This is a genomic window from Kosakonia oryzendophytica (assembly GCF_027886705.1).
Taxonomy (GTDB): Bacteria; Pseudomonadota; Gammaproteobacteria; order Enterobacterales; family Enterobacteriaceae; genus Kosakonia; species Kosakonia oryzendophytica.
In genome coordinates, this window is the sequence record NZ_CP115659.1 from 1850198 (window position 1) to 1863441 (window position 13244).

The window sequence follows — 13244 nt, forward strand, 5'->3', positions numbered from 1 at the left end:
GCTTACTCTTCGCGTTGCATTACCTGCAACAGCGTATCCAACAAGCCGGGAAAACAGATATCCAGGTCTTCCCGGCGCAGCGAAATCATATTTTCCCTACCTTGTGGCCGTTGCCAGACCACGCCGCTGTCGCGCAATACACGCCAGTGATGGGTCATGGTGGACTTCGCCACGTCCTGCGGGCGCAGTGCATTGCAACTGAGTTCGCTGCCGTCGGCAAGCCGCCTGATAATGGCCAGTCGCAGAGGGTTGCCAAGGGCAAAGAGCACATTTTCGAGGCGAAATTGCTCACGTTCAGGGTGGTTAGCGATCATAATCTTCCTGTGTCGGCGGTAGCGCTGCTGGTTTCAGCAGCGGCCCGTATCGGCGGCTGGCCGGTACTATACGCAAACTGCGTTGTTTAAGCCACGTCGTCAATTGCAGCTCAACCAATCGTTAGAATAGCAAAAATAGTTCGAATATACTCGTACAGTTGTACTATGATAAGTGCCGTGAATGAATAGCGGCCAATTCCGGCCGCGAACGAACCGTCAAAAGACTAAGGACGCATCATGCCCCGACCCATTCCTCTCGAACGTTATCGCAACATCGGTATCTCCGCGCATATCGATGCCGGTAAAACAACCACCACTGAGCGCATCCTGTTTTACACCGGGATGAGCCACAAACTGGGTGAAGTACACGATGGCGCGGCAACGACTGACTGGATGGCGCAGGAGCAAGAGCGTGGGATAACCATTACCTCTGCGGCGGTAAGCTGCTTCTGGCCAGGTATGGATCGTGGCTTTGAGCCGCACCGCATCAATATTATCGACACCCCAGGGCATGTGGATTTCACCATTGAAGTGGAACGCTCCATGCGTGTGCTCGATGGCGCAGTGATGGTGTATGACTCCGTTGGTGGCGTGCAGCCACAGTCGGAAACCGTGTGGCGTCAGGCCAACAAATATCACGTGCCGCGGCTGGCGTTTGTTAACAAGATGGACCGCCCCGGCGCGGATTTCTTCCGCGTGGTGCAGATGATGATCGATCGCCTGAAAGCTAACCCGGTGCCGATTGTTATTCCGATTGGCGCAGAAGAGCATTTCACCGGTGTGGTGGACTTAATCAAGATGCGCGAAATCATCTGGGATGACGCCACACAAGGCATGACCTTTAGCTATGGCCCGGTGCCGGAGGCATTACTGGCGACCGCGCAGGAGTGGCGGGAAAAAATGGTCTCAGCGGCAGCGGAAGCCAGTGAAGCGTTGATGGATAAATATCTGGAAACCGGTTCGCTGGACGAAGCTGACATTATCGCCGGGCTGCGTGCACGCACCGTTGCTGGGGAGATCCAGCCGATGCTGTGTGGCAGCGCCTTTAAAAACAAAGGTGTGCAGCGCATGCTTGATGCGGTGGTGGAACTGATGCCGTCGCCGCTGGATATTCCGGCCATTCAGGGCGTGGATGAAAAAGGTCAGCCTGCTGAGCGTCATCCCAGCGATGAAGAGCCATTCTCTGCGCTGGCGTTCAAACTGATGACCGACCCGTATGTTGGCCAGTTGACCTTTATTCGCGTCTATTCCGGCGTGCTGAAAAAAGGCGACGCGGTTTACAACCCGGTCAAAGGCAAAAAAGAGCGCATCGGGCGTATCGTGCAGATGCATGCTAACGATCGCCACGAAGTGGATGAACTGCGCGCGGGAGATATTGCCGCCTGCGTAGGTCTCAAAGATGTCACCACCGGTGACACGTTAAGCGATCCGGATGCGGTGATCACCCTCGAGCGCATGGAGTTTCCGGAGCCGGTGATTTCGCTGGCGATTGAGCCGAAAACCAAAGCGGATCAGGAAAAAATGGGGATTGCGCTGCAACGGCTGGCGTCTGAAGACCCCTCCTTCCGCCTGCACACGGATGAGGAGTCCGGGCAGACGATCATTTCCGGGATGGGTGAGTTGCACCTGGAAATCATCGTCGATCGTATGAAACGCGAGTTTGGCGTGGAAGCGAACATCGGTCGTCCGCAGGTCACTTACCGTGAAACCCTGCGTAAAACGGTGAAAGACATTGAAGGTAAGTTTGTGCGCCAGTCTGGCGGTAAAGGGCAGTACGGCCATGTCGTGTTGACCCTCGAGCCGCTGGAGCCGGGCAGCGGCTTTGTCTTCGAAGACGCCACCAAAGGCGGCGTGGTGCCGCGCGAGTATATTCCTTCAGTGGAAAAAGGCTTGCGTGAAGCCATGGGCACCGGCGTGCTGGCGGGGTATCCGGTGGTGGATGTGAAAGCGACCCTGACGTTTGGCTCGTATCACGATGTCGACTCCTCGGAAATGGCCTTCCGCATGGCGGCGATCTTTGGTTTCAAAGAGGGCGCACGCAAAGCGGACCCGGCGATCCTCGAGCCGGTGATGCATGTTGAAGTGGAAACGCCGGAAGAGTACGCCGGTAACATTATGGGCGACCTCTCTTCCCGTCGCGGTATGGTGCAGGGGATGGAAGAGCGCTTCGGCAGCCAGATTATCCGCGCCGATGTGCCGCTGGCCGAAATGTTTGGCTACTCCACCACGCTGCGCTCCATGTCGCAGGGGCGTGCAACCTACAGCATGGAGTTCCACCATTACGCGGAAGCGCCGCGCAACGTGGCGGACGACATTATCGCCAGCCGCGCCAAAGCCTGACGCTAAACTGCAAAAACGCAAACCCCGCTCCGGCGGGGTTTTTTACTGTGAACGCTCTCTTTCGGATTGAACGGTCGGCGATCGTGCATGACGTTTTGGTGCCCGGGAGGGTAACGCCCTGTAAAAAGGGAGAAAAAGCATAAACCGGGCTATGATATAAAAAATATCTGCTGGCCCTGAGGGAAGGAAATGATGCCCCGATTCACATTGCTGTGCAGTCTGATTGCGCTGTTTTCTGCGCCAAACGCGCTGGCGGTGAGCTACCCATTGCCGCCGGAGGGCAGCCGGCTGGTGGGCAGTCCGCAAATTATCACCGTTCCCCATGACAACACGTTGCCGCTCGAAGCTTTCGCCGCGAAATACGGTCAGGGGTTGAGTAATATGCTTGAAGCCAATCCCGATGCCGATCCCTTTCTACCGAAAGCGGGATCGCAACTGACCATACCGCAGCAGATTATTTTGCCTGCCACGGTGCGCGAAGGCATTGTGGTGAACGTCGCGGAAATGCGCCTTTACTATTATCCGAAAGAGACGAATACGGTGGAGATTTTACCGATTGGCATCGGCCAGGCGGGGCGCGAAACGCCGCGCAACTGGGTCACCGCCGTAGAGCGTAAGCAGGAAGGACCAACGTGGAGTCCGACGCCCAATACCCGACGTGAATACGCCAAACAGGGGAAAACCCTGCCAGCGTTCGTTCCGGCCGGGCCGGATAATCCGATGGGGCTGTACGCCATTTATATTGGCAAGCTGTACGCCATTCACGGCACCAATTCCAACTTTGGTATCGGGCTGCGTGTCAGCCAGGGTTGCATTCGGTTACGCAATGCTGACATTAAATACCTGTTCGATAATGTGCCTGTCGGCACCCGCGTGCAGATTATCGATCAACCGGTGAAAGCCACCACCGAGCCGGACGGCAGTCGCTGGATTGAAGTTCACGAGCCGTTGTCGCGCAACCGCACTGAATTTGAATCAACGAACAAAGTGCCACTGCCCATTACGCCAGCGCTGCGTGCCGTGATGCAGGGGAGTGAGGTGAATGTGAACCGGGCAACGGACGAGTTAGAACGACGATCGGGCATGCCGGTGAATATCACCACCGCGACGGATCGCGGGTTATCGACCCCGGAACACCTGTAATCCACTTTACAGCCTCGACCGGGCATTTGTTGGCGCGCCCAGTCAGTTCTTCCTTATTGGCTCTACGCTGTTGTTGCCGATCTGTGTACAGGCTAAAAGATACCGGGGGGCGTTGGTTAGGGGAAACTCATTAACCTTTCCCCTTCAAAACCATTCTCTACAAAAAACACGACAGGCGACAATGCGCGATGAGCAGATCTTAAATGGCCGGGATCTTTCTGAAGGAGAAGGGTCAGGTATACATCAGGGTACTCTCTATTTTCGAACAGTTGGGTATCAGCTTCCGCAGATACCTGAATTTTTGGCGATGCTGGCAATGCCCCGAAGCAGGAAGTTTTGATATGCATACAGATAAAGAATTTCGTTTATATCGCCCCTTGAAAGGTATTACGCATACGTTTGGCGAAGAATGGTTTGCGTTGAGAGCAGAAGCCTTCGCACGTTTTTTTGGTACGCCGACTTTCCTTATTGGGCAGACTATCGCGGTGATCGTGTGGATTGTCCTCAATACTGCGGGCTTTGTGACGTTTGATCCCTATCCCTTTATTTTGCTCAACCTGGCGTTCAGTATTCAGGCTGCTTATGCAGCTCCACTGATCCTTTTGGCGCAAACCCGACAGGCGGAGCGCGATCAGGCACATGCGCTGGCCGATGCACAACACCGCGAAGATCTGGATGATGCAATGGCGAAGCGCCAGATGGTCGCTGAGGAGCAGTCGGCACAATTGTTGGAATTGCTGAAACAGAATACTCATCTGACCGAATTGACCCGACAAATGGCCGAGCGTATCGAAACGCTCACAACGCAGCTTGCGCAGCGTGAGTTTCACTGACAGTCGCCGCCACTTTCTTGCCGCGCGTGGCTGAGAAACAGAGAGAGGGATACCCTCTCTCTGCCCTTACTTGTCTCATCTTCGCCCGGAACAATCAGTATGAAAAAGGGGAGCGATGCTGCGCTTCGGTGAGAGAATGCAGGGCATCTTCACCGGCAGCGGTATACAGCGGGGCGTGTTGATCGTTCGCGACGGCAAAAATGGCCTCCGCCACATCTTCGGCATGCGTTACTGGCGCGTGGGAATTGCCAACCATCTGGATAAACTCATCGACCATTTTTCCATACGCAGGATCGTCTCGCCCACCAAAATAAGCCTGCGCATTTTGGCCAAACTTCGTTTCGGGCGAGCGGCCCGGTAACACAACATGAACGCGAATACCAAAAGGCCTGGCTTCGATGGCTAATGATTCGCTCCATGCATTCAACGCCGCTTTACTGGCACGATAAAGCCCAATCAGCGGCATCGCTTTGGTCGTCACGGATGAAGAAACATTGATGATCACCCCTGATTTTTTCGCTCTCATCAGCGGGAGAAATGCCTGCGTTAATGACAGTGTGCCCAGGACATTGGTGTTCATTAATTGCTGCGCGGTTGCCAGGGGCGTCAGTTCAACGGGGACGGGGGCGCCAAAGCCAGCATTATTGACCAGCAGGTCAATCGCGCCAGCCTTTTTCACTACATCCGCAATGCTGCCCTCGGAAGTGATATCCAGCGGCAATATCGTCAGCCTGTCGCTTCCAGGAAAAAGCGTCGCATCAGGCGTTCTCATTGTGGCAATCACGTCCCAACCCTTGGCTAAAAAAAGTGTTGCTGTTGCCAGCCCAAAACCTGAAGAGCATCCGGTAATCAGTGCAGTTGGCATGGGTTAATCCTCTCTGTTGACTAGAGCCGCAATCATAGCCGCCACGAACTGGACAATATATAATCAAAAATCCACTTTCATTGAGAGAGAGTCCAATGTCAGATCCGTTAACCGATATTGTTGCTTTACTCAACCCCAGGCCAACTCATACAAAACTCGTTGAGGGCGCGGGTCAGTGGCGTATTATCCGGGAGTCTTCCGGAGAAGCGTTTTACTGTGCTGTATTGCAAGGCGAATGCCTGATAAGTATTAACGGTAAGGCCCCCACGTTACTGGTTTCCGGGGATTTCGTTCTGATACCCGCCACTTACACGTTTGAGAACACCAATGCGGGCACCCCGCCTCTCGCTGGCATTACGGAGCCAACCTTGCTTGGCGACGGACACGTGCGAATTGGCTCAACAACCGGGTCGGCTGAACTGCTCATGAATGTGGGTCACTGTCAGTTCGACACATCGGACAAACAGCTTATTGTCGCTTTACTGCCCAACGCGATCCTGATTAAAGGAGAACGGCGTTTCATCACCTTGTTTGACCTCCTGCTGGATGAAAGCCGGACCCGGCGACCCGGGCGTGACGCGGTATTGACGCAGCTTTTGCGACTGTTACTGGTTGAGGCATTGCGCAGCGACCAGGATCTGTCGAAAACGACAGGTATCCTGAAAGGGTTACAACACGAAAAGATCGCCACAGCGCTGCATCTCATTCATGAAAAACCCGGCGCTGACTGGCAAATAGCACACCTTGCTCGTGACTGTGCGATGTCCCGATCCTCTTTTTTTGCCATATTCAGCGAGACAGTCGGCATGTCACCCATGCAGTACTTGCTCTTCTGGCGAATGTCGTTAGCCAGGAAAGCCTTGATGAGTGGCAAGGATAAAATCGAACAGATTGCCTTCCGGACAGGATACCAATCTGCGAGTGCGTTCAACGTCGCCTTCACGAAATACGTCGGTATGCCGCCGGGCGAATTCCGACGCCGGAATGCGGCTGACCCGACTGTTCAGCTTGACGGGCAATCCGTTTTCAGTAATATCCCATAAAAGAGAAATTTATCTCATTTAAGGGAGGTGAAGATGAGTAGCACCGATTACAGGCAGAGGCTGGCTGCGCGTCTTGCTGCGCTGCGTTTGCAACATAACCAGTCATTGGATGAACTTTCCTCTGCATCGGGGATAAGCCGGGCATCGTTATCACGGATTGAACGCGGTGAAGTCAGTCCAACAGCCGAAGTTCTCAATCAACTCTGTAGCGTCTACGGAATGACGATGTCCCGCCTTCTCAATGAGGTCGAGCAAGTGGCAGAGAATCTGTTTCGGGCAGATCAGCAAACGTTGTGGCTGGATGACGAGAAGGGATTTGAGCGCCGCTTGTTAATACCGCCTTCAAACCAATATAAATGCGAAATGATTGATGGGAAGCTAAGACCCGGTGCTTTCATAGAATATCAGAAGCCACCGGTACAGGGACTTGAACACTATCTCTGGTTATATGATGGTGAATTAACGATTACGCAGAATGCAGAAGCCTGGTCTTTGAAAAAAGGCGATAGCTTGCGGTTTCATTTATCAGGATCTTCATCATTCAGGGCTCATGACAGTCTGGGTGCACATTATTTATTGGTGGTATGTAAATCATGATCGACTATCAAAAGCTCAACGCTGAAGAGGCTCACCTGGTTTTATCCGAATTAGGCGATGTATTGCAGTCTTGTGTCAAGGGCGGGGCAAGTGTAGGGTTCACCGACCCGGCAGATCGTTTATCCATCGATAATTTCTGGAAAGATAAAATTTACAGTCTTGCAAGCCATGATTGTGAGTTACTGGTAGCCCGTGACAATGGAGTGTTAGCCGGAACAGTCATCATTAATTATTGTGGCATGCCTAATGGTCGCCACCGTGCGGAAATTTCAAAATTACTTGTTCATCCTCAATCACGTCGTCAGGGTATTGCACGGCAATTAATGAGTCAGGCAGAAAACATGGCCTGGGGAAAGGGCATATCTTTACTTGTACTGGATACACGAACGGGTGACGTGGCCAGTGAATTATACCGATCTCTTGGCTGGCAAACAGCCGGTACGATACCCCTTTATGCTCAATCTATTGACAATCGTTTTCACAGTACAACCTTTATGTATAAAGTGAAGAAGGAGTCGATCCCGCCATTTATATCTGAAAACTTGTGAAATTTCCTGAGGCTGTGTACCCTCATTCAGGGTCCATGCTACCCGCCGCTCGCTTCCGGAAAGGAAAAGGTGAAAGCATGTTTGTTCTCAACCTCATTAATTTTACAACTCTTGACGGTCGGGTTGTGGCAATGCGAGCCCCCTCATTTCCTGACGACAGGAGAAAATATGATTTCTATCGAGCAAGCAAAACAAATGGCTGCCAAATTAAAAGCCTCTCTTGAATTGCGCGATCACAAGATTCCTTATTCCATTGCACTCGAAATAGTTTCTCACCAGTTAGGTTTCCGAGACTGGAACACCGCAGCAGCAACATTGCTCCCGCAGGTTTCCTCCTCTCAAATTCATTTCAGTAAGCCCATACCTATTCTGCGCATTTTTGATGTCCGAAAAGCACAGGAGTTCTATCTGGAATTTCTGTCATTCAGCGTTGAGTTTGAACATCGGTTCGAACCCCAGTTACCCCTGTATATGGGTATTGCCCGAGAGGGGTTGCAGTTACATCTTTCTGAACATCATGGTGATGCCAGCCCGGGCGCAACACTATTTATTCCGATGAAAAATATTGCGTCGTTCAGAAATGAACTACACGGTAAACACTATGGATATGGCCGCCCGGAAATCGTTAAGCAAGATTGGGGGGATGTGATGGAAGTCCATGACCCGTTTGGCAACCGGCTCCGCTTCTGTCAAAGCTAATTCGTCATGCTTAAAAGGAGGATCGCCGATGGGGTGGTCCCCTTTTTACATTCAGAACCGAATGGTTCGACTTACCGAAACACGCGGATGTCAAGAGCAGCAAGGATTGCGGCTTCCATTTTCTCCGGCGTGGTGAACGGTGCAAAACGCTTGAGTGGTTTACCGTCGCGTCCAATCAGGAACTTCGTAAAATTCCACATGATCCGCCCACCCAGTACGCCGGGTAATTCGTTTTTCAGATAACGAAATACCGGGTGTGCTGCGGCGCCGTTGACCTCTACTTTCTCGAATATCGGAAAGGTCACACCGTAGTTAATGTGACAGGTCTGCGCGATGTCGTCGGCACTACCCGGTTCTTGTTTACCGAACTGGTTGCAGGGGAAACCAAGCACCACCAAACCCTGGGCGGCATATTTCGCGTAGAGTGCTTCAAGGCCGCCGTATTGTGGCGTGAAGCCACAATGGCTGGCGGTATTCACGACCAGAACCACTTTACCCGCGTAGTCGACCATAGAAACAGACTGGCCGCCCAGAGTCGTGGCTGAAAGTTGATGAAAGGGGGTCATAGCGTCATCCTCAAAACAAAACCCGTTCGACGCCGCACACGTCGCAGGAAGTCGAGCCTGTTCCGGCTGGCGTAACAGGTCTGAAATCGTGTGCAAAACATCTTTGCAAAGTCGAACGAAAAGAACAACACACAGACGCCCCTGACTCGTACCTGCTCACACGACAAGGTCGTCGAGTTGGTCAATTAATTTGAACCAGTATGTTAAACAAAGGATATTTATTCGTAGCATGCAATGCGTAGAGTAGGGGAGACATAAAGCAGAAGCATGCAGGCACAGTCGCCGGTGCTCTTCTGCTGATTATTTCCCTGAAGAGAAGGACAACTACGTCATGAAGAAGATCGGATTTTTGTCATTTGGTCACTGGACGCCGTCGCCGCAATCCGGAACGCGTTCGGCCGCTGACGCCTTGCTGCAATCCATCGATCTGGCCGTGGCCGCCGAAGAGTTAGGTGCGGACGGCGCCTATTTCAGGGTGCATCATTTTGCCCGTCAGCTCAGTTCGCCGTTTCCGTTACTGGCCGCTATCGGTGCGAAAACGCGCCATATCGAGATAGGTACGGGTGTTATCGATATGCGTTATGAAAACCCGTTGTATATGGCGGAAGATGCCGGCGCGGCGGATCTTATTTCCGGCGGTCGCTTGCAACTCGGCATCAGTCGCGGTTCCCCGGAGCAGGTGATCGATGGCTGGCGCTATTTCGGTTACCAGCCTGCTGAAGGGGAAACGGAGTCTGATATGGCGCGCCGCCACACAGAAGTGCTGCTGGACGTGCTGCGAGGCGAAGGCTTTGCCAAACCGAACCCGCAACCAATGTTCCCCAATCCGCCTGGGTTGCTGCGCCCGGAGCCGTATTCTGAAGGTCTGCGCGATCGCATCTGGTGGGGGGCAGGCTCAAACGCGACAGCGGTATGGGCGGCAAAACTGGGGATGAACCTGCAAAGCTCGACGCTGAAAGATGATGAAACCGGCGAGCCTTTCCACATTCAACAGGCAAAACAGATCCGTGCTTACCGTGATGCCTGGGCCGAAGCCGGACACACCCGTACGCCGCGCGTCTCTGTCAGCCGGAGCATTTTTGCGCTGATGGACAGCCGCGACCGCGCCTATTTTGGCGGCAGCCGTGATGATAGCGATAAAGTCGGTTTCCTGGATGAGAAAACCCGCGCGATTTTTGGTCGCAGTTATGCGGCCGAGCCGGACAAATTGATCGAGCAACTAAAGCAGGATGAAGCGATTGCCGAAGCGGATACACTGCTACTGACGGTGCCGAATCAACTGGGCGTTGATTATAATACGCATGTGATTGAGTCGATCCTTAAGCATGTTGCTCCGGCTATGGGCTGGCGGGATTAACGTCGGCATTCTGCGCGAGTGACAAAATACCGAGGCGGGAGAGGCAGAGCTAGTCAGGAAAATAAAAGACTGAACTCTGGCTGGAGGGTAACCGCATTTACTGACAAGCCCGCAGACACGCGGGCTTGATACTGCTGTGCAAGGCAGGCCTGCGGGAAAGCGGACGCCGGTTATGTTTTTTCAAGCCAGTCGATGAAAAATTCAGTGAAAGCAGTCACCTGTAGCGGTTGCAGTCGCCGTTGCGGGTAAACAAACTGCAAGCCGACATCCTTTTTATCCAGCCGGTTAAAACCGATAAAGCTATCAGCAAACAGGACGTTAAGCTGCCCTTGCTCCACATCGTGCTTGACATCCCACCATGATTTAGCAGCAATGCCCGCACCGGCAAGTACCCACTGGCGGAGCAGTGCGCCATCATCACAGACCAGGGCCGGCGTGATACGAACGGTGCTGGCTTTTCCCTGTTGCTCAAACCGCCATTCATTCATCAGCATGCCGCGTAATTCCATCGCAATGCATTGATGCTGATGCAAATCTTCAATTTTTTGGGGTGTGCCAGCCTGCTGCAGGTAGTTTACTGACGCAACCAGTACCCTGTGGTTTGGCCGGATATGCCGGGTGACTAAATTGCTGTCAGGGAGATTGCCAAAGCGTACGCTCATATCGAGACGATTTGACACCAGATCGACGACATTTTCACTGAGATAGAGCGTACTTTTCACCTCCGGGTGCAGTCGGGTGAAATCAAGCAGGGCGGGGCCCAGGTACTGCCGACCAAAATCTGACGGTGCGGAAATACGGATGTTTCCGCTGAGGACCCCCTCTTTCTGCGTGAGAATGGACTCTGCATAAGACATCTCATCCAGCACCCGCAACGCGGCATGAAAAAAAGCCTCTCCGGCGCGCGTTAAGCTGATTGCGCGCGTGGAACGATTAAACAGACGGGTTTGGTAACGCTCTTCAATCGCTTTCAGCCTGGCGGTCATTGTCGCGGGTGAGAGTGCCAGCCGTCGGCCCGCAGCAGAAAGCCCGCCGGCTTTCACCACTTCTACCAGTAGCGTCAGATCTTCGAGTTTGCCCATTATTCGGATTTCCTGAAAAGAGAATCAGCTTCCACTGCAATTATCAAAATTAAATTCGATAAGTAAAGTGACGTTATTGATGGCAGACAGGAGAGTTTACGGTGGACAAACATTCACTTTTTGACCGTTATCAGATGAAGCATATCAGTCTGAAAAACCGGATCGTTATGGCGCCCATGACCCGTGCGCGTTCGTCGCAGCCGGGCAATATTCCGACGGCACTGATGGCTGATTACTATCAGCAGCGCGCCAGTGCAGGGTTAGTGATTACGGAAGCAACGCAAATCTCCCCGCAAGGACAGGGATACTCCTGGACACCGGGCATACACTCCGCAGAGCAAATTGCAGGATGGCGCCGGGTGACGCAAGTCGTTCATCATGCCGGAGGGATCATCTTTTCCCAACTGTGGCATGTTGGCCGCATGTCGCATGCGCGTTTTCACGCTGACGGTAAACCTGTTGCCCCTTCGGCATTGCCCTCTGAGGCCAAAGTATGGGTGGTCAATGAGAAAGGTGAAGGGCAGATGGTTGACTGTACTGCGCCCAGAGCATTGAGCCATGCTGACATTCAGCAGGTGATTGAGGATTACCGTCAGGCCGCCATCAATGCGGTCGAGGCTGGCTTTGATGGCATTGAGGTGCATGGCGGAAACGGCTATTTGGTCGATCAGTTTTTGCGGCGTACCTCTAATCATCGTACGGACGAATACGGTGGTAGCCTGGTAAACAGGATCCGTTTTGCGCAAGAGGTGCTGGCGTCGATAAGTGATGCGATTGGCAGTGAGCGTACAGGCATTCGCCTTTCTCCTTTCATTACTCAGCGTGGCATGAATGACCCTCAAGTGATTGACGCGATTCTGGCGCTGGCGGCATGGTGCGATAAAAAAGGCATTGCTTATATTCATCTGGCGGAAGCGGACTGGGACGACGCGCCACAGGTACCGTTAGCGTTCCGCAAAGCGTTACGCGCAACCTTTAATGGCACCCTTATCGTCGCGGGTAATTATACCAAGGATAAAGCCGACAAGATTTTACATGATGATCTGGCCGATCTGGTGGCTTTTGGTCGCCCATTTATTTCAAACCCGGATTTAACGTATCGGCTAAAGAATCATTTGCCGTTAGAAGAAATAAACGATCCCGCCACGCTATTTGGCGGGAGTGACAAAGGCTATACCGATTACCCCGTATATCACTCTACTGATGTCAGGAACAGGGAATAAACAATGCAACGACCACAATATTATTTAACGCGTGCTGCAGTAATGGTGTGTTTGCCGCTTTCTTATGCTGCTCACGCTGCCGATGAGGCGCTTATTCAACCCGCACAGTTAATTGTGGATCAGGAGATGGCGCAACCCCACCTGATGGATGTTGAGACGGCGGCACGACGCTATGCAACATTCTGGAATACCGGTGATGAAACACTGGCACGCAAGGCGCTGGCGGCGGATTTTATCGATAAAACGCCACCGGAAGGCCGCAAACAAGGACCTGAAGGGGCCATCCTGGCTTCGCGAGGGTTTCGTACAGCAGTGCCGGATCTGCGTTGTGAGGTTGAACAGATGATCATTGCTGGCAATCGCGTTGTGTCGCATCTTCACTTTCGCGGGCATTTCACCGGTACCTTTGGGAAATTAAAAGGAAAAGGCCAGACCGTCGATTTTATTGCTACGGATATTTATCAGGTGGAAAAAGGCAAAATCACGGCAAACTGGCATATCGAAGATAATCTGACGCTAATGAAGCAACTGGGGGCACTATAGCCATCCGGCGATAAGGATAATTCTGCGTACCCTGGCGGACGTGGCGTACTGCTCAGCCGTAAGAAACAGCTTATGCAGGCGGCGAAAGTCT

Annotated in this window: 14 protein-coding genes; 10 read left to right on the forward strand and 4 right to left on the reverse strand. The window is 52.8% G+C overall.

Annotated elements, in window-relative coordinates; genetic code table 11:
• Positions 1-2: 2 nt before the first annotated feature.
• Complete coding sequence (locus O9K67_RS08925) at positions 3-314, reverse strand: ArsR/SmtB family transcription factor (protein WP_061494184.1); 312 nt, start codon at positions 312-314, stop codon at positions 3-5.
• Positions 315-551: 237 nt separating this feature from the next.
• On the opposite strand from O9K67_RS08925, the gene fusA reads away from it, so the two are divergent.
• From fusA to O9K67_RS08940, 3 genes are all read left to right on the forward strand, one after another.
• Positions 552-2654: an elongation factor G gene (fusA, locus tag O9K67_RS08930; protein WP_061494185.1), complete on the forward strand. Its 2103-nt coding sequence runs from the start codon at positions 552-554 to the stop codon at positions 2652-2654.
• Positions 2655-2843: 189 nt separating this feature from the next.
• Complete coding sequence (ldtA, locus tag O9K67_RS08935; RefSeq protein WP_134317950.1) at positions 2844-3797, forward strand: L,D-transpeptidase; 954 nt, start codon at positions 2844-2846, stop codon at positions 3795-3797.
• 341 nt (positions 3798-4138) lie between these two features.
• A complete protein-coding gene (locus O9K67_RS08940; protein WP_061494187.1) occupies positions 4139-4630 on the forward strand; it encodes a DUF1003 domain-containing protein in 492 nt (163 codons plus the stop codon).
• 94 nt (positions 4631-4724) lie between these two features.
• On the opposite strand, the gene O9K67_RS08945 is transcribed toward O9K67_RS08940, so the two are convergent.
• Positions 4725-5495, reverse strand: a complete 771-nt coding sequence (locus O9K67_RS08945) for an SDR family oxidoreductase (RefSeq protein ID WP_061494188.1) — start codon at positions 5493-5495, stop codon at positions 4725-4727.
• Between the two features lie 95 nt (positions 5496-5590).
• On the opposite strand from O9K67_RS08945, the gene O9K67_RS08950 reads away from it, so the two are divergent.
• The 4 genes from O9K67_RS08950 (at position 5591) to O9K67_RS08965 (ending at position 8382) form a co-directional block, all read left to right on the forward strand.
• The gene (locus O9K67_RS08950) at positions 5591-6538 is read left to right on the forward strand and encodes an AraC family transcriptional regulator (protein ID WP_061494189.1); all 948 of its coding nucleotides are present in this window, start codon (positions 5591-5593) and stop codon (positions 6536-6538) included.
• Positions 6539-6571: 33 nt separating this feature from the next.
• Positions 6572-7135: a helix-turn-helix domain-containing protein gene (locus tag O9K67_RS08955; RefSeq protein ID WP_061494190.1), complete on the forward strand. Its 564-nt coding sequence runs from the start codon at positions 6572-6574 to the stop codon at positions 7133-7135.
• Positions 7132-7683: a GNAT family N-acetyltransferase gene (locus O9K67_RS08960; protein ID WP_061494191.1), complete on the forward strand. Its 552-nt coding sequence runs from the start codon at positions 7132-7134 to the stop codon at positions 7681-7683. The genes O9K67_RS08955 and O9K67_RS08960 overlap by 4 nt, the downstream gene beginning before the upstream one ends.
• A 168-nt stretch (positions 7684-7851) precedes the next feature.
• Positions 7852-8382: a glyoxalase superfamily protein gene (locus O9K67_RS08965; RefSeq protein WP_061494192.1), complete on the forward strand. Its 531-nt coding sequence runs from the start codon at positions 7852-7854 to the stop codon at positions 8380-8382.
• Positions 8383-8453: 71 nt separating this feature from the next.
• Here the strand turns inward: O9K67_RS08965 and O9K67_RS08970 are convergent, their stop codons facing one another.
• Positions 8454-8948 (reverse strand): glutathione peroxidase, encoded by a 495-nt coding sequence (locus O9K67_RS08970; RefSeq protein WP_061494193.1) that lies wholly within the window; start codon positions 8946-8948, stop codon positions 8454-8456.
• Positions 8949-9279: 331 nt separating this feature from the next.
• Between O9K67_RS08970 and O9K67_RS08975 the strand changes: the two genes are divergently transcribed.
• A complete protein-coding gene (locus O9K67_RS08975; RefSeq protein ID WP_061494194.1) occupies positions 9280-10305 on the forward strand; it encodes an LLM class flavin-dependent oxidoreductase in 1026 nt (341 codons plus the stop codon).
• A 170-nt stretch (positions 10306-10475) separates the two neighbouring features.
• On the opposite strand, the gene O9K67_RS08980 is transcribed toward O9K67_RS08975, so the two are convergent.
• A complete protein-coding gene (locus O9K67_RS08980; RefSeq protein ID WP_061494195.1) occupies positions 10476-11387 on the reverse strand; it encodes a LysR family transcriptional regulator in 912 nt (303 codons plus the stop codon).
• A 101-nt stretch (positions 11388-11488) separates the two neighbouring features.
• Here O9K67_RS08980 and O9K67_RS08985 point away from each other — a divergent pair, with 101 nt between their 5' ends.
• Positions 11489-12610, forward strand: a complete 1122-nt coding sequence (locus O9K67_RS08985; RefSeq protein WP_061494196.1) for an alkene reductase — start codon at positions 11489-11491, stop codon at positions 12608-12610.
• Positions 12611-12652: 42 nt separating this feature from the next.
• Complete coding sequence (locus O9K67_RS08990) at positions 12653-13153, forward strand: ester cyclase (protein WP_408612868.1); 501 nt, start codon at positions 12653-12655, stop codon at positions 13151-13153.
• The last annotated feature ends 91 nt before the right edge of the window (positions 13154-13244 follow it).